The sequence below is a fragment of the Pseudomonas sp. LBUM1640 genome, assembly GCF_059716225.1.
Genome location: NZ_CP166816.1, coordinates 3,569,512 through 3,588,026, shown reverse-complemented (window position 1 = coordinate 3,588,026; position 18,515 = coordinate 3,569,512). Strand labels below are relative to the sequence as shown.

Here is an 18,515-nt window from a genome sequence, read left to right as displayed (position 1 = left end):
TCGGGCATCGGGACATGACATGGACGTTCGTCAGTTTGCCTTCCTCGCGCGCCAGCCTTCTGCTGCCGTAAAAAGCCGCTCCAAGTTCCTGGGGCTGCCTAAACGTGGGTTAGCGTTGATCCTGGCCAACGCCATGTTCTGGCAGCCGCTGCTGGCCCAGGCGGATGGCATTGTGGTGAGCGCGCCGGGCACGGGCCTGGCGCAAGCGGGCAACGGCGTGCCGATCATCAACATCGCCGCGCCGAACGCCAACGGCCTGTCGCACAACCAGTTCCATGACTACAACGTCGGCGCCAACGGGGTCATTCTCAACAACGCCACCGGGCGTACTCAGTCCACCCAGCTGGGCGGCATCATCGTCGGCAACCCGAATTTCCAAGGCACCGCCGCCACTATCATCCTCAACGAAGTCAACGGCGGCAGCCCCAGCCAATTGCGCGGCTACACGGAAGTGGCGGGGCAATCAGCGCATGTGATCGTGGCCAACCCTTACGGCATCAGCTGTAACGGCTGCGGCTTTATCAACACCCCGCAAGCCACATTGACTACCGGTAAAGCCGTGATCGAAAACGGCCAGATCAGCCGTTACCAAGTCGACAAAGGCAACGTCGCCATTGAAGGCGCCGGCCTGAATGCCAGCAACGTCGACCAGTTCGAAATCATCACCCGCGCCACCACCATCAACGCGCAGATCCAGGCGAAAAAACTCACCATCGTCGCCGGTCGCAACGACGTCGACGCACGTACCTTGAACGCCACGGCACGCGCGGCGGATGGCAGCCAGGCGCCGGATTTGGCGATTGACTCGTCGGCGCTCGGCGGCATGTACGTGGGCGCGGTCAAGTTGGTCGGCACCGAGGCCGGTGTGGGCGTGCGGTTGTCGGGTGACATGGTGGCTGGCGGCGATATTCAGATCGACGCCGCAGGCAACGTGGTGATGGGCCAGACCTCGGCCGGTACGGCCGTAAACGTGAAGGCTCAGAGCGTCGAAGCCAAAGGCGCGGTCTACGCCGGTACGGATTTGTCGATCAAAACCCAAGGCGCACTGACCAACCAACAAACCCTCGCCGCTAAAGACAGCATCACGCTGGACGCGGGCGGGCGGTTGACCAACAACGGCATTATCGAAGCCGGTGTCAACCCCGACAACAGCCGCAACACCCAAGGCGACGTACGCCTGACCGTTCAAGCCCTCGACAACACCGGCAAGACCGTCATCGCCAGCCGCGACCTCAGCGTCACAACCGGCGAACTCGCCAACCAGCGCGGCACGCTGAGCGCCCAACGCGCTGCACAGCTGACCGCCACGCAGATCGACAACCAAAACCAAGGCCGAATCCTCAGCGCCGGCAGCCTCGCCATAAATGCCGACCAACTGCTCAACAGCCAAGGCGGCCTGGTCACCAGCACCGGCAACCTTACGGCGGGTATCGGCCAACTGGTCAACCGCAGTGGCGAACTGTCGAGCCAGGCGCAGGTTACGCTGCAACTGGCGGCGTTGGATAACGTGGCGGGGCTGGTATCGGCGGGGCAGTTGTTGAGCCTGAATGCCGCAGGCCAGGTGAATAACCAGCACGGCAGCTTGCGCGGCGATGTGCGCCTGGACTTGAAAGCCGGCCACGTCGACAACAGCGAAGGCGGGCGCATCAGCGGCAGGCAGGCGCTCAATGCCAATGTCGCAAGCCTCGATCAGCACAATGATGGCCGTCTCTTCGGCCAGGGCGCCGTCAGCCTCGACCTCAATCGCGGGCACCTGAATAACAACGGTGGCGTGATCAATGCGCCGGGCCAATTACTGTTGAGCAACCTCAGCAGCGTCGATAACAGAGGCGGCGAGATCTCCAGCAGCCAGGCCTTTACCCTGGCCGCCGACACCCTGAACAACGGCAACGCCAAGCTCTTAAGTGAACAGGCGCTGACCGTGCGCATCGCCCAGGCGCTCGACAACACCCAAGGGCTGGTCTCGGCCAAAGCCCTGGATATGCGTGCCGGCAGCCTGAATAACAGTGGCGGCACACTCAGCGCCGGTGACGGCCTGCTCGCGCAGATCGACGCGGCACTGGATAACCGCAACGGCAAAGTGTTGGCGCGAACCGCATCGGTCAACAGCGCGTCACTGGACAATCGCCAGGGGCTGCTGCAAGGCGACACCACCCTCAACCTCAGCAGCCTCGGCCTAATCGATAACCGCCAGGGCACGCTGTTCGCCGGGCAGGCGGTTGATATCAGTGCCGGCAGCCTCGATAACAGCGGCGGCAAGCTGGTCAGTGACGGACGCCTGACTGCGCTGATCAGCGCGCAGTTGCTGAACCAAACCGGCCTTTTAAGTGCGGTGGGCCAACTGCAAATCAGCGCCGCCAGCCTCGACAACAGCGCCAAAGGCAACCTCTTCAGCCAGGCGGGCGTGAGCCTCGACCTGAACCATGGCCATCTGAATAACCAGGGCGGCTTGATCCACGCGCCGGGTGTGTTGCTGCTGAGCAACCTCAACAGCGTCGACAACCAGGGCGGAGAAATTTCTACTGCTCAGGCGCTGGATTTCAACGCTGCAAGCCTCGATAACCGCAGCGGCAAATTGCTCAGCGAGCAAGGGCTGTTGGTACGTGTAGCCCAAGCGCTGGATAACACCAAGGGCTTGATCGCCTCCACCGGCCTGGACCTGCGGGCCAACAGCCTGATCAACGCTGAAGGTGAACTCAAAATACGTGACGACGTGAACGTACTCGTCACCACTGCGCTGGACAATCGCCAAGGCAAAATTGTCGGCGCGACCACCACCGTAAACAGTTCGACACTGGACAACAGCAAAGGTCTGCTCCAGGGCGACAGCCTGCTGACCGTCACCAACGCGGGAATTGCGATCAACCGTGGCGGCCGCTTTATCAGCGGCCAGCGTCTGAACCTGAACGTCGGCCAGTTCGACAATCAGGGCGGTGAAGTGTCCAGCGTCAGCGACCTGTCCTTGGTCGGCAGCCAGTTCGATAACAGTAACGGCGGACGCGTGCTGGCCAATGGCGCGGTGCAACTGACTGTCGATAACGTGAACAATCAACAAGGCACCGTGCGCGGCGATGGCAACCTCACACTGCAAGCCGCCACGCTGACCAACGACGGTGGCCGCATCAGCAGTGGCGCGGCGCAGGTGTTGGCTCTCACGGGGGGCATCAGCAACCGCAACGGTGAATTGCTCAGTGCCATGGCGTTGACCCTGAACAGTGCCAGCCTGGACAACCGTGGCGGCAAACTGATGGGCGACGGTGCCGTGCGCGTCACCACCGGCAGCTTGAACAACCAGTACAGTGGGCGCCTGACCAGTGCAGATCGCCTCGACCTGACAGCGGGGCAGGTGGATAACCGCTTTGACGGCCATATCGCCAGCAACCAAGCGCTTAACGCCAGCGTTACCGGCCTCGACCAGCGCGGTGGCGGCGAGCTTTACAGCCTCAGTGACCTGACGCTGGACATGCACCAGGGGCAGCTCAATAACGCCGGTGGGCTGATCCATGCGCCCGGGCAACTGCTGCTCAAGAACCTGAACAGCGTCGCCAACCAGAACGGCGAGATCTCCAGCGAGCAGGCGTTCACCCTGACCGCGCAAAGCCTGGATAACAGCAATGGCCAGGTGCTCAGCGATCAGGCGTTGACGCTCAAGATCGACCAGGCGCTGATCAACGTCAAAGGTCTGGTTTCTGCTGCCGGGATCAGTGCCGACGCAGCACGTCTGGATAACAGCGGCGGGGTGTTCAGCAGTTCCAAAGGCTTGGCGCTGAACCTCGGTGCCGACTTGCTCAATGTTGGCGGTGAGGTCTCAAGCAGCGGCGCGAGTGTGGTCAACACCATGACGTTGAATAACCGCAACGGCCAAGTGATGGGCGATATAAGCCTGGCCCTGACGACGACCGGCGCAGTGGTCAACCAGGGCGGCACCTTGGGCAGCGGGCAACGTTTGAACGTCACGTCAGCCAGCCTGGACAACAGCCAGTCCGGCAGCCTGGTGAGCGATGGTGGTGTGACCGTGAAGGTCGATGGCCTGTTGGATAACCAAGCCAAAGGCAGCGTGTTGGCCAAAGGGATCATGGATATCCAAGCGGGTAGCGTGGACAACCGTGAAGGTCGCCTGTCCGGACAGAACCTGCTGACCTTACGCGGCAGCAGCCTGGATAACCGTGGCGGCGCGGTGCGTGCCAATCAGAACCTGGACCTGCAAATCGGCCAGATAGACAACCGTAACGGAGTGCTCAACAGCAAGCAGGCACTGGCAATCACTGGCCAAACCCTGACCAACCAGGGTGGCCTGGCCAGCGCTATCGGGCCGGTGCGCTTGAGCCTGGACAGCATCGATAACACCAAGGGCCGGATTGCCAGCCAGGACGATCTTGACGCCAGCGTCGGCGTGTTGAACCAGCAGGGCGGCGAGCTGGTTGCCCAGGGCAACCTGACGCTCAACGCCGATGCTGTCGACAACCGTGACAAAGGCCTGATCGCTGCGACAAAAGCGCTGAAACTGAAGGCCGACAGCGTCGACAACCGCGCCGGGGAAATTTCCAGCCAGCAAAGCATTGAACTCAGCGGCCAGCGTCTCGATAACAGCGGCGGCAAGCTGCTGGCGGGGACCGCGCTGGAACTGGTGATGGCGCAGGTGATCAACCAGGCCAAAGGCTTGGTCTTTGCGCAAGACACGCACCTTATCGGCGCCAGCCTGGACAATACGGATGGCACCGTCGGTGGTCAGCGCTCGCTGGTGCTGCAACTGTCGGCGGGGCTGGACAACACACGCGGCAAGCTCACCAGCGAAGGCCTGCTGGAGTTGGCTGCCCAGCGTATCGATAACACCGGTGGCAGCCTCTCCAGTGCCGGTCCGCTGGCCATCACCAGCGTCACGGATTTGATCAATACAGGTGGCACCGTCGAGAGTGCGCAAAGCCTTAAGCTGGCTAGTGCCAGCCTCGATAACGCCAACGGTCTGATCAAAAGCCAGGGCGCCGCAACCCTCACTACCGGCGTCCTTAAAAACGCTGTCGACGGGCGTGTCACCAGTGGCGACAGCCTTGATCTTACGGCCACCCAATTGACCAACAGCGGGCATATCGGCAGCGTTGGTGTGCTGAATGCCAACCTCACCGGGCTCACCCAACTGGGCGGCGCCGAGCTGTTGAGCACCACGCAACTGAACCTCGACTTGCACGAGGGCGAGCTGGTCAACGTCGGGTTGATCAACGCACCGATCCTGGTGCTGAATAACCTCGCCAGCATCAACAACCAACACGGTGAGATCTCCAGTCAGAACGCCTTCACCCTGGCGGCTAAAAACCTCGATAACAGCAATGGCAAGCTCATCAGCAATCAGGCGCTGACCTTGCGCGTTGAACAGGTGCTGGCCAACGTCAAAGGCCAGGTCAGTGCCGCCAGCCTCAACGCACGCAGCACGCAACTGAACAATGCCGATGGCTTGCTCAGCGGTCGCGGTGGTGTGGACATCAGCGCCACTGAGTCGATGGATAACCAGCGCGGCAGTTTGATTGCCGACGGTGCCTTGCTGTTGGCCAGCGCGGTGCTCAATAACCGTGGCGGCGAGATTGCCGGCAAGGCCCACGTCACGGTTAACGCAGGAAGCGTGGATAACCAGAACGGCAAGCTGATCAGCACCGACGGCCTGCAGCTGAGTGCTGCCACGCTGGACAACCGCAACGGTCTGGTAGGCGCGACAAAAGCGCTGAAACTCGACGTGGGATCTGTCGACAACCGCGCCGGCGAGCTGACCGGCAACGCCGACGTCAGCATCACCGGCCAGCAGTTGAACAACAGCGACAAAGGCACCGTGTTTGCCGGCGGCGCTTTGAACCTGGCAGTTGATCAAGTCATCAACCGCACCCTCGGTGAATTGAACGGCCAGCGCCTGACCCTTATCGGCAGCTCGCTGGACAATAACGAGGGCAAGCTGCTCAGCCAACAACCGCTGGTGCTGGAACTGACGGGCGATCTGGACAACAGCCAGGGCGTGCTGAGCAGCGAAGACACGCTGAGCGTCAAAGCGCGCAGCCTCAACAACAGCAAGGGCAGCGTTTCCAGCGCCCAAGGCTTGAATGTCGCCGTCACCGACAGCGTGAACAACCAGGACGGCACGTTGCTCACCGACGGCAACCTGGTCGTACACAGCGCTAGCCTCGCCAACCAGCAGGGCACCCTCAGCGGCAAAGGCCCGGTCTCGGTCAGCACGGGCGTGCTGAATAACCAAGGTGGGCGCCTCAACAGCGGCGACACCCTGGCGTTGAGCACCGGGCAACTTAACAACGGCGGCAGTATCGGCGGCGAGAAGGGCGTAACCGCCAGCGTCACCGGGCTGGACCAGCAAGGTGGCAAGCTGTTCAGCAACGCCGGCTTGAGCCTGGACCTGAACAACGGCGGGTTGAACAACGCGGGTGGTTTGATCAATGCCAAAGGTCCGTTGCTTTTGACTAACCTCAACACCGTCACCAACCAGAACGGCGAAATTTCCAGCGGCCAAGCCTTCACCCTGGCCGCGCAAACACTGGATAACAGCAACGGCAAACTGCTGAGCAATCAGGGCCTGACACTGCGCATTAACCAGGCGTTGACCAACCTCAAAGGCCTTATTGGTGCCACCAGCCTGGATGCGCGTGCGGCGACCGTGGACAACCGTGGCGGCACCTTGACCAGCCGCAGCGGCCTGCAACTGACCAGCGACGGCCTGCTGAACAACGGCGACCAAGGCTTGATCAGCGCAACCCAAGCGTTGACGGTGCACAGCGCAGACCTGAGTAACCAGAAAGGCAGCGTGCTCGGCGGCGCCGTCACGCTCAACGCCATGGCCCTGGACAACAGCGCAGGCGGCCTGATCAATAGCCAGAGCACCTTGAACCTGACCGCCGCCAGCCTCAACACCGGCAACACGGGCGAAGTGTCGGCCAAAGGCACGTTGAGCATCGGCGTTAACGGCCTGGCAGTCGCGGGCGGGCGGATCGTCGGCGAGCAGGGCGTGGCCCTCGACCTCAACAACAGCGACCTGGATAACCGTAATGGCCTGATTCTCGCCAACGGCCCACTGACCCTTAACAACCTGCGCGACCTCAACAACCAGGGCGGCGAAATCTCCAGCCAGCAAAGCTTTTCGCTGGCGGCGCGCAGCCTGGACAACAGCGCCGGCAAGCTGATCAGCAGCCAGGCGTTGACCCTCAACGCTGCCAGCCTGGTTAACAGCGCAAACGGCCTGATGTCCGGTTGGCAAGGCCTGAATGTCAACGGTGGCAACCTCGACAACCGCGACCACGGCACGCTGTCCAGTCGCAACGGCGCGATCGATGTGCGCCTGACCGGCGCGCTGCAAAACAACACTGATGGCGCGCTCGTCAGCCAAGGGCGGTTGGATGTCCGTGCCGCCAGCCTGGATAACCGTGACAAAGGAGTGATTTCCAGCGGCGGCGCGCAGAACCTGACGGTCAGCGGGGCGCTGGTGAACGGCGACGGCGGCTTGATCGACAGCGGTGCCACGCTGGATCTGCAAGCGGCGACCCTGGCCAACCAGTCAAGCATCACAGCACAACAAGCACTGACCTTCACTGGGGGCGACCTGACCAACAACGGCGGCACCCTGGCGAGTAACGGTCGCTTGACCCTTGACCTGCTCGGCAACCTCAATAACAGTGGCGGCAAACTCGCCAGCGCCGGGCCGTTGCTGCTGCAACGGGCCAACCAGGTCTACAACGACGCAGGTGGCCAGATCGTCAGCCAAGGCCTGTTGACGCTGTTCACCGGCGGCCTGAATAACAGCGAGCGTGGCACCATCGCCGGCAAGGAACGGGTGGCAATCACCAGCACCGGCGCGGTGCAAAACCAAACCGACGGCTTGATCTACAGCCAGGACGCTGACGTGCAGTTGAGCGCGGCTAGCCTCAATAACGCCAATGGCTCGGTGCAGGGCCAGACCGGCCTGGGCTTGAGCGTTAACGGCGACATCGACAACAGCGACGGCAAGCTCGTTGCGCAAACCGGTGACCTCAACGTCAAGGCCGGCAACCTGGACAACCGTGGCGGCACACTTGCCAGCCTCAAGGGGTTGCTGGATGCGCAACTGGCCGGTGCTTTGAATAACCTGGGTGGCACCACCCAAGGCCAGCGCCTGAACCTGCTCGCCAACAGCCTCAATAACCAAAGCGGCCGCGTGGCTGCGCAGACGGGCGACCTATGGGTCAACACCCAGGATTTCGCCAACACCAGCGGCGCCGTGTACGCCAAGGGCGTGTTGAAAGTAGGCGCTCAAAGCCTGGATAACACTGCCGGACAGATGGCCGGTGGCGCGATTGACCTGAGTAGCAACGCTGCGCTGACCAACCGCAATGGCGTGATCGAGAGCGACAGTACGCTGAGCGTGACGGCGAGCAACCTCGATAACCAGGGCGGCAAACTGCGTGCGCTGGGCCGCGACGGCAAGACGCTGTTCCAGATCGGCAGTGTGTTTGATAACCGCAGTGGCGTGGTGGAAACCGCCAATACTGACCTGACCCTGGCCGCCAACAGCTTCCAGAACAGCGATGGCCGCTTGCTGCACCTGGGTGACGGCAACTTCGACATCTCTCTGCCGAACGTTACCGGGGCTGGTGGCAGCATCGTCACCCGTGGCGGCTTGACCCTCAACGCCGACACCTGGAACAACAGCAGCGTGATCCAGGCCGGCCGGCTGAACGTTAACGTCAATAACTTTACCCAGTCAGAGACCGGGCAACTGCTGGCGTCCACGCGCCTGGAAGGCAAGGGCGGTAATTGGACCAACAACGGGCTGATCGCCAGCGACGGCAGCATGGCCCTGCAAGTGACCGGCACGTATCAGGGCAACGGCAAGGTCAGCAGCGTAGGCGCCCTGGACATGTCGGCGGCGCAATTGAGCCTCAATGAAGCGGCGAGCATCGCTGCCGGTGGTATCACCAACGTCACCGTTGGTGGGCAGTTGACCAACCGTGGACGGTTAACCTCCAACAGCGCGTTGAACATCAACGCCGGTGGCGTCAGCAACTTCGGCACCTTGGCCAGCGGACAAAACCTGCTGATCAATACACAAACCCTGACCAATGATCGCGTGCGCGTGGGTGCAGGTTCAGCGCTGATCAGCGGCGGCGACATGAAGCTGCAGGTGGGCACGCTGACCAACAGCTACAGCGACATTTACAGCCTCGGCGGGGTCGAGGTGGGCGGGTACAACGGCGCTGAGCGCGCGGCGCGGGTGGATAACCTGTCGGGGCGGATTGAGTCGACGGGGGATATGTCGCTGAAGGCGGCGGTTGTGACGAACAAGATGGAGAGTTTTAGTGTTAAGGCGACCAGCTTGGTGTCTTCCTCGATCGGGGTGAGGTGCTATGACTGTAACTATGTGGGACAGAACGGGGTGTTCACCTCCCATTTGGTTTGGCAGCAAAAATTTAACGTCGAGGCCACCGGCGAGCAGGTGGTTGCAAACTTGGTGTCCGGTAAAAAATTGAACGTGCAGGGTGATAAGTTCGAGAACTTTAACTCTGCTGTGACCGCCGTCAGCGACATCAGTATTGCAGTCAATGACTTTGTGAATACCGCCAGCGCAATGGGTGGCTATACCAGTCTGAAATATATAGCGGAGAGTGTCAGATTTTTTGTGTGCGGGCCGGTAACGGCCTGCCGTCAGGCAGGCCTTAGTTTTACCAGGTTGGCCTGATAAATCGATCTCCATACAGGATCGCAAATTGATTCATCGCGTTCTTCCAGTCGTGTGCCGGCTTACCCCAATTTGCGGTGATGTTGCGTAAGCCCAACCAAATTAGCTTCGTCGCGGCATCATCTGTTGGGAAGTGGCCTCTGGTCTTGATGATTTTGCGCAACTGAGCATTGATACTCTCGATGGCGTTCGTTGTGTAGATCACTTTACGTATGGCCGGGGGAAACACGAAGAACGGGATAACGCGATCCCAGGCACGTTTCCAGGCCTTTACGACCGTTGGATATTGCTTGCCCCAAGGGCCGACTTCGAAGGCTAACAGCGCTTGTTCAGCAGCGTCAGCGTTGAGTGCCTGATAGATCGGCTTCAATGCTTTCGCTAGCTCGCGGCGTTTATCCCAAGGCGCGTAATCAAGGCTGTTGCGGATCAAATGCACAATGCAGGTCTGTAACGTCGTCTCAGGAAATACTGCGCTTAGGGCTTCAGGCATACCTTTAAGGCCATCAGTTACTGCGATCAAAACGTCCTCGACACCTCGAGTTTTCAGGTCGTTGAAAACCTTCATCCAAAACTTCGCACCTTCGGTTGTTTCAATCCAAATGCCCAAGATGTCTCGAGTTCCATCCGGTAAGACACCCAGCGCCAGGTAGATCGCTTTGTTGCGAACCAAACCTTCGTCGCGAATTTTGACTCGCAATGCGTCGAAGAAAATCACTGGGTACATCGGTTCAAGTGGTCGTTGTTGCCAGGCAGTTACTTCGTCTAAAACCGCATCGGTAACTGAGCTGATGAAGTCGTGAGAGACGTCTGTTCCGTACTGTTCAGATAGAAATGCACGGATCTCACGAACCGTCATGCCTCGGGCATACATTGCAATGATCTTGTCGTCGAAACCAGTAAAGCGTCGTTCGTGCTTGGGGATCAGGATCGGCGCAAAGCTTCCATCGCGATCCCTGGGAATGTCTAGGCGAAGCGGGCCGTCATCGGTGAGCACCGTTTTACTGCTCTTGCCGTTGCGCTGGTTGCTCGAATCCTCAGGGCGCTCGGCGCCCTGAGGATAACCAAGGTGGTGACCCAGCTCAGCACCAAGGGCTCGCTCGATCAGTGCCTTTTTGAACGCCATCGACGCATCCTGAATGGCTTCGGCACTCATCGGGCCGCTGACGAACTGGTCGATCAGCTCTTTTGGAATGGTTGGAAGGTCTCGCGGGGCCTCACGGGCCAGTTTCTTTTTGGTCGGCATACATGCACCTCTTCAGCAATGTTATGCCCGAACACAAAATTTATGACAGTCCCATATAGCGATGCGCCCGTCCATTGATTTGTGGGGCAAGTTGCTGACGTACAATGCTATCAACGACCCAACGTATAATAAGAATATTCACTTCTGGAACGCGGCCGAGCAAGAATCAATTGTCGGACTTAAGCAGCCCAGCGATCGAGGTCAAAGCTTTGCGACTTACTCGTATAACTTTGGCCCCAAGGGCGGGTCCGGTGCGACCATTCCTAAAGTCAGGTACACACCCGGTGTAACAAGCCAGGCACCCGCAGAAATTATCAATGCCACTCCGTTCGCCGAAAAAATAATCGCGGCCGATGGGGCGAGCTTTGTACCCGCCATTATCCAGAGTGGCGGTAACGTTGCGATCAACGCCACTAACAAAATCACCAACGGCGTCGAGCGCTCCTTCACTACAACTGCTGCCGGCGCATCGCGCAGCACCAATACCCAGGTTGCAGGAACGGGCAACACCACCGTCATCAACCTCAATCGCCAACTGCCTCCGGACCTGGCTCAGCAGCAGGTCAACCCCGTAACCCTGCGCGGCTTCAGCTTGCCCACCGGTAAAAATGGCCTGTTCCGCCTGAGTGAGGACGGCGCCAGCGCCCAACCGACCGGCCAAGGGCATTCCGGTGCGCAAAGTTGGACGATGGGCGGGGCTGATATCGATTTGGCCCAGCGTCAAAAAGCCCTGCCTGAAAGCCAGGGCAGAACCCTTCAGTTGGACGGCGCGGCCCAGGTTGCGGCAGACACCCACCAGGTCGTGGTCGCCGCCCGTGAAGCCAACGGCATCAACGTCCAGGCCCGCACCGTCGATGCATCCGTCGTCGGTAATGCGGACGCCGGCATCGTATTGCCGGGGCGCACTTCGGGTACGGATATTACGCGGGTAGATGGCATCAGCGCGGGCAACACAACGGGAGCGCCCGCCGTCGGCGGTCTGAACACAGCGGACAGGGACCCTCGAAACCTCGTGACGGCGCCGGGAAGTTTGCCATCCCTGAATGTGCCAGGCGTGTCCAGCGCTGAACGCGACACCCGCGTAGGCGCCAATCAGTCCGGTGGTTTGAACCTGCCTGACCTGACCCCGCTGGCCTCCGCCGCGTTGGTTTCCTCAGGCGCAAGCGGCCAAACCCTCAACCGGGTACAAGGCTTGCCGGGCAGCAAGGCGGTGTCGCAGCCGCACAAATACCTGATCGAAACCAACCCGGTGCTCACCGACCTCAAGCAATTCATGAGCTCGGACTACCTGCTCGCAGGCTTGGGTTACAACCCGGATGAAAGCGCCAAGCGCTTGGGCGATGGCCTCTACGAACAACGCCTGATTCAGCAGGCGATTGTCGAGCGCACCGGCCAACGCTTTATCGACGGCCAGACCTCGGACGAGGCGGTGTTCCGTTACTTGATGGATAACGCCATCCGCAGCAAACAGACCCTCGATTTGTCGGTGGGTGTGTCGCTGACGGGGCAGCAAGTCGCTGCGCTGACCCACGACATCGTCTGGCTGGAAGAGCATGAGGTCAATGGTGAAAAAGTCCTGGTGCCGGTGGTGTACCTGGCCCAGGCCGAAAACCGCCTGGCACCGAATGGCGCGCTGATCGCGGGTCAGGATGTGAGCTTGATCGCCGGTAAAAACCTGGAAAACGCCGGCACATTGCGCGCCAGCAACAACCTGTCGGCGGTAGCGGGCAATGACTTGGTCAACAGTGGCTTGATCGAAGCGGGCAAGCGCGTGGACCTGCTGGCGGGCAACAACATCGTCAACAAAGCCGGCGGCATTATTGCCGGGCGCGATGTGTCGATGACGGCGGTCAATGGCGACGTGATCAACGAACGCAGCATTACCAGCGCGGGCTACAACATCGGCTTCTCGAAGAACACCGATTACATCGACAGCGCCGCCCGTATCGAAGCGGCCAACGACCTCGGCATCCGGGCTGGTCGCGACGTCACCAGCGCCGGCGGTGTGCTTCAGAGTGGCAATGACACCACCATCGTTGCAGGGCGCGATGTAAATCTGGTTTCCGCGCAACAGCACGACACCATGAACGGCGGCAAGCGTAATCGCGCCGAGGAAGTGACCCAGAACGGTTCCAGTGTCGAGGCCGGTCGTGACCTGAAAGTCAGCGCAGGGCGAGACTTCACCGCAATCGCCAGCGAAATCGACGCCAAGCGCGACGTCGCGATGAGCGCAGCCGGCGATATGTACTTTGCCTCAGGCGCTGACGAGCAACACTCCTACTCCAAGACATCGAGCACCAAACGCCAGGAGGATCACGTCAGCCAGGTCGCCACCACCGTGGCAGCGGGCCGTGATGTGACCTTGAGTGCGGGCAAAGACCTGGCGTTGATCGCCAGCCGTATCAGCGCAGGGGACGAAGCCTATCTGGTCGCAGGCAATAACCTCGGGCTGCTTTCTGCCGAAGACAGCGACTATTCGCTGTACGACATGAAGCGCGGAGGCGGCTTCGGTTCAGGCAAAACCCAGCGCGATGAAGTGACTAAAGTCAAAAACATCGGCAGCGAAATCAAGACCGGTGGTGATCTCACCATTCAGAGCCTGGGTGACCAGAAGTACCAGGTCGCCAAGTTGGAAAGTGGCGAAGACCTGGCGATTGTCAGTGGTGGGGCGGTGACTTTTGAGGGGATGAAGGACCTTCATCAGGAAAGTCATGAGAAGAGCAAAAGCAGTTTTGCCTGGACCAGCGCGAAGGGCCAGGGCAATACCGATGAAACCCTGCGCCAAAGTGTATTGATTGCCAAAGGCGATATGACCATCAAAGCTGTTGATGGCTTGAAAATCGACATCAAACACATTGATCAGAAGACCGTTAGCCAGACTATCGATGCAATGGTGCAGGCAGACCCGCAACTGGCATGGCTCAAGGACGCTGAGAAACGAGGGGATGTGGATTGGCGGCAGGTTAAGGAGATTCACGACAGTTTCAAATACAGCAACTCAGGGCTTGGAGTCGGAGCCCAACTGGTCATAGCCATCGTCATGGCCTATTTCGTAGGGCCCATGGCAATGGATGCACTGACTGCTGCGGGTGCCAGCACGGCAGTTGCTGCAGGTGGTGCTGCGGTTGCTACCAGCGCGGCAACCAACGCGACGGTTAGCTTTGTCAATAACCGCGGCGATCTCGGTGCTGTAATAAAGGATACGACCTCTAACGATGCTCTAAAAGGCTACGTGGTCAATGGGCTAACATCAGGACTCGCAGTAGGTGTTTTCGGCGATCTGACGGGTACGCAAGTAGACCCGTTGACCGGGAAAATCAAGATTGACCTAACGACCATAAATGGCATCGGTCGATTCGCTGCCACTCAGATATTGCAAAACGGTACGTCAACAGCGCTGAGTAAGGTGCTGGGGATGGATGCAAGTTTTGGCGGAGCGCTGACCACGTCGTTGCTCAATACAGTGGCAGCCGCAAGTTTCGATGCGGTCGGAGGGCAGCGGATGGTCGACGGCAGCGCCGACAAGATAGCGGTCCATGCACTGATCGGTGGTTTACTGGCGCAGGCGTCGGGGAGCAGTTTCCTGGCGGGGGCAGTGGCCGCAGGTGCGAACGAAGCCCTCGCCACTCAATTGCGACGCACGGTGACGCAGTTGGATCCGCAACAACGAGATCTGCTGTTGACCTCCGCCTCTCAACTGGTGGGATTGTTGTCGGCTGCCCTGGCGGGTGGCGACGCCGAAGCGCTGGAGACAGGTGCATGGATTGCTAAAAATGCCACCCAATATAACTTTCTGAACCACTATGAAATGGTGGACTTCGTTGGGGACATGAATGCCTGCGCAGGGAGCGACATCTGCTATCGGAACACGTGGACAGCGCAGTACGGTAATACAAACTATAGCCAGCTGAGTCAGGATAACCTCAAAGATGCCTTGGGCACTGTTGGGCCTGCCAGGGCTAATGCCCTGCTAGGCGAAATCCATGGTGGTCTTGCTGCCTTAGGTGAGTTGCAATGCACATCACCTGTCTGTGATACGTACAAGTTTACATTGATCGACAGAGCTTTGACGGCAAGAGCCGAGCTGCAAAAAGTATACGCTGAAGGTCCTGGAATCATAGGTGGGATACTGCTCGGGCCGATTGGGGCGGTGGGCGGCTCGGTTCGAGGTAGCAGCACGGCAGCGGAAGCGAGTGGGATTGAAAAGGCGTATGCTTATTGGGCTGGAGTGCGGGAAGCAAAAAACATCCCAACTATAGCTAAAGGTTTTGTACCGGCGGAACGGACGGGCTTGGAGTTTGAGATAAAGTCTGTTTCTGGTGCGGAGGGACATATAAGCGTTGAGCTTTCAGCAAGGCAAAAATTTGACAGTTCAGGGAAAGCCGTCAGCAGTAACTATGCTCAATCTGACCTGCTTGCTAGATATTCTCCTGAAGGAGAGTTATATATCGATTGGTATGGTACTACAGTGACGGGTCGCGGGGTTGGTAGTGAAATGGTATCAAGGGCCATAGAAACTGTTGGTCCAGGCAATGTTAAATCTGTTGCAGCGCAGTTAGGTCATACAAATCTAGAAGCTTTTAGAGCGGCAACGGCTTCGGGATTGACTAGAGAACAAGCTATATGGTTAACACCGCTTGGAAAAACAATGAATGCTTTAGGGTTTACTAAAGCTGAAATATCTGGAGCTGGTAGCGGTGTGAGATTTCTACCTTAACGTGGAGAGCAATTTTGGAAAAAGTCGAGGCGATTCGGCAACTCGTAAACGTCGGGCGGGCTAGAGATGTCTTGGCTTTTGTCGAGGGCGACTCTTCATATGTAACCAGTGAGAGCGTTGGCGCACCTCAAGAGTTGGAGTGTCGGCGCTTGTGGATTCTAGTTGTTCACCATTTGCGGTTCGTTTCGGAGTATGGCGCTCACTCGTCAGGAATAATGAAAGACGGAAAGTATTTAACTGCGTTTTCCCAGGAGTTTGATCGGTGGCTTCAAATCGGTGCACCTGGAGTTTCCAGTGAGGATCTTGATGTGTACCTAAAGGATTTTCCGTTGTAATGATAGCGACGTATATCTGAGGCAGAGAGGAAGGGTGGCCCTGAGATATACATCGGTAGACGGGTCCTCAATAGATTGATAGAAGGCAGCTTTGAAAAAGAAGGCTTACGTAAATGGTGCCAGATCACCGTAATTTAAATCGTGGGCTGGCCCGTATTGAACGCTAAATCAAATTGGCGAGGGCATAGCAGGAGGGGGCGCACGTGCGGGAGCTACAGGAGCAACCGACGCAAGTGTTGGGGCAGGAAGAGCGTCAGGTTCAGTTGGCGAAGCAATTGAAACGGGCGGAACGAAAACCACTGTAGAGGTTTCCAAAAATGGATTAGGGCCTTCTTATCGGCCGGCCGATAGCGAAAGGCTTGAAAAGATATTGGACTCTTATTATGGTGCGGTTAAGACGGGTAACAGAGTCGGAAATGGCGGGTTAGCTGACGCTGTTCGTTATGAGAAATCTACGGGCGAATTGTTGTCCCCGGCAGGGCACGAGCAAAAAGCCATCGAAGTAAGTAAACGGCTTGGTGATCTGATTAGAAATGCCGAGAACCAACCTGCGGGGAATTATCCTTACACTCAAAGGGATATAAATTTTGCTAAACAGCTTGTAAAGGATCTCGAAAATGCTCTCGGACGATGAGTACTTTAAAAAAAGCCTTTTATGGCTCGCATCGCAATTTTCAATTTCAAAGACGCAACTAGAAGATGCATTGAGTGATCTGGGTGGCGTGTCAGGAGTTATAAATAATGGGTACTACATTTCTGCATACGAGTCATTAGGCGCTGTGGTTGTGCAGGAAGTGACGTCTGGTGACTTACTTAAGATCGTAAAAGACAGTGAGTTGGCTTTGGATCACAATGTTGAATGTATGTATTATTTTGTCGAGTCAATAGTCGATCATGCATTGCTACAGGGCTGTAGTGCGGAAGTGCTGATAGGTGTTGCGCCAGAAAGTTGCAAAAAATTTTTACGCAAGCGCTTTTTGCCGGAGCAGGATATATGAGGCGCAGGATAATCAAAGTCAGAGCTTTATAGTTACATCGTCGCGTGGTGCATGCGGATCTCCGTCAGCAACTTGCTGAAATTAACCCCCTCGTCCGCCAGTCGACGGCGCAACGTCGCTTCACTGACTGCCAACTCATAGCCGGCGAGTGCGGCGTCCAGGGTTGCTCGGGCGCTTTGGCGAGCAGTCGAGGCGCTCACTATGGGCTTACTTCAGCTCTTCAGGGGGGCGCTGAGCTGAAAGGGCAACCCCCACCCCGTAGAGCAACCCACCGGCAATGATAAACAGCATCAACATGTAAAAAATGTAGTGAGCCGGCTGCGTTGCCAGCACGATGCCACACAGCACCGGCCCTAGCGCCGCGCCGATGTTGCTTAAGTTCTGTGCGGCGTAATACATGCCGCGCAGGTGACTCGGTGCAATGTTGTCGATAAACATGTATTCGGCCGGGAAGACGATGATTTCGCCCAGGGTAAAAATCGCCATGGACGCCATCCATACCATCAACGTGGTCGACAGGGCAAAACCGCCAAGCCCGACGAGAAACAGGCTGAGTCCCGCCGCGAGCCAAACGTTCAGGTGTCGACCGGAAATGCGCTTGCCAATGCTGTATTGCAGGCTGATCACCATCAGGGCGTTGGTCGCAACGACCGTACTGATAGTCCGGTAGGCCGCGTGGGGCGTGGTGGTCACAATCAGGTACTGCGAGAGGTAAGCGGTGAACTGGCCAAATACCACGGCACTCAACACCCCGCCGAGGGTGAAGCACACCAGGCGGTAATCGCGCAGCAGCAGTTTGCCGACGGCCAGAAAGGGCGCGGGTTTGGGCTGTGCCTCGCCAGTCGCCAAGCCCCTGTCGCCCCACACGAAGTAAACAAAAAAGAACCCGGCGCCAAGCCCCGCCGAGAGCAAAAACGGCAGGCTGATGTCGAGGGCGGCCACGCCCGCGCCGAGGAACGGGCCGACGGCATAGCCGATATTGGTCAGCGTGTATTTGATCGAAAACACTTCGCTGCGCTGGTCCACAGGGAGCAGGCTGCCAAACCCGGCTTTCACCGTGATATCGATGACCGCATACGCCAGGTTGATTGACACCAGGCACAGATAAAACAGCCACAGCGCGGATGCGCCGTACGCGCCCAGAAAGCCCAGCGTGAACACGCCGCAGCAGGTGAGGATCAGCCGGTAACTGGACAGCCTGTCGACGAGAAAGCCGCCGTACAGGCTCAACAGCGAGCCGATGATCAGCGTGCTGCCGATCACCAGGCCGATATCGGCGATGCTCAAGCCAAAATTGCCTGACAAGTAAATCACCAGATAAGGCAGGGTGATCGCGCGGGCCAGGGTTAATACCAATGACGCAGACAGCAGCAGGTTAAGGGTGGAGGGATAGGTTTTCAGCGTGGCGAGCATTCGGGCCTCATCGTCCATTTACAGGGTGCAAGCGACACAGCTTACTGGTGAGGTGAATTCTGATTTAGGATGCTTTCTATCGAAAGCCAAGAATTGAATTCATGAATAA

Annotated in this window: 5 protein-coding genes and 1 pseudogene; 3 read left to right on the top strand and 3 right to left on the bottom strand. The window is 58.4% G+C overall.

Annotation, left to right across the window (positions count from 1 at the left end; all coding sequences use genetic code 11):
* Positions 1-19: 19 nt before the first annotated feature.
* A pseudogene (locus ACA065_RS16070) lies at positions 20-9,112 on the top strand (two-partner secretion domain-containing protein); the annotation flags it as partial.
* Positions 9,113-9,683: 571 nt separating this feature from the next.
* On the opposite strand, the gene ACA065_RS16065 reads toward ACA065_RS16070, so the two are convergent.
* Complete coding sequence (locus ACA065_RS16065; RefSeq protein WP_497690520.1) at positions 9,684-10,943, bottom strand: IS256 family transposase; 1,260 nt, start codon at positions 10,941-10,943, stop codon at positions 9,684-9,686.
* Positions 10,944-11,004: 61 nt separating this feature from the next.
* On the opposite strand from ACA065_RS16065, the gene ACA065_RS16060 reads away from it, so the two are divergent.
* Both ACA065_RS16060 and ACA065_RS16055 read left to right on the top strand, forming a co-directional pair.
* A complete protein-coding gene (locus ACA065_RS16060) occupies positions 11,005-15,660 on the top strand; it encodes a DUF637 domain-containing protein (RefSeq protein ID WP_497690519.1) in 4,656 nt (1,551 codons plus the stop codon).
* A 952-nt stretch (positions 15,661-16,612) separates the two neighbouring features.
* Positions 16,613-16,993 carry a hypothetical protein gene (locus ACA065_RS16055; RefSeq protein WP_497690518.1) on the top strand — a complete coding sequence of 127 codons (381 nt, stop codon included), beginning with the start codon at positions 16,613-16,615 and terminating at the stop codon, positions 16,991-16,993.
* A gap of 32 nt (positions 16,994-17,025) precedes the next feature.
* On the opposite strand, the gene ACA065_RS16050 is transcribed toward ACA065_RS16055, so the two are convergent.
* Both ACA065_RS16050 and ACA065_RS16045 read right to left on the bottom strand, forming a co-directional pair.
* Positions 17,026-17,193, bottom strand: a complete 168-nt coding sequence (locus ACA065_RS16050; protein WP_497690517.1) for a hypothetical protein — start codon at positions 17,191-17,193, stop codon at positions 17,026-17,028.
* Positions 17,194-17,200: 7 nt separating this feature from the next.
* Positions 17,201-18,406: an MFS transporter gene (locus ACA065_RS16045; protein WP_497690516.1), complete on the bottom strand. Its 1,206-nt coding sequence runs from the start codon at positions 18,404-18,406 to the stop codon at positions 17,201-17,203.
* Between the last annotated feature and the right edge of the window lie 109 nt (positions 18,407-18,515).

Bases quoted from the DNA above. Each gene is read 5' to 3' on its own strand.
- ACA065_RS16045 (WP_497690516.1), bottom strand. From the start codon at position 18,406: ATGCTCGCCACGCTGAAAACCTATCCCTCCACCCTTAACCTGCTGCTG.
- ACA065_RS16055 (WP_497690518.1), top strand. From the start codon at position 16,613: ATGCTCTCGGACGATGAGTACTTTAAAAAAAGCCTTTTATGGCTCGCA.
- ACA065_RS16060 (WP_497690519.1), top strand. From the start codon at position 11,005: ATGCGCCCGTCCATTGATTTGTGGGGCAAGTTGCTGACGTACAATGCT.
- ACA065_RS16065 (WP_497690520.1), bottom strand. From the start codon at position 10,943: ATGCCGACCAAAAAGAAACTGGCCCGTGAGGCCCCGCGAGACCTTCCA.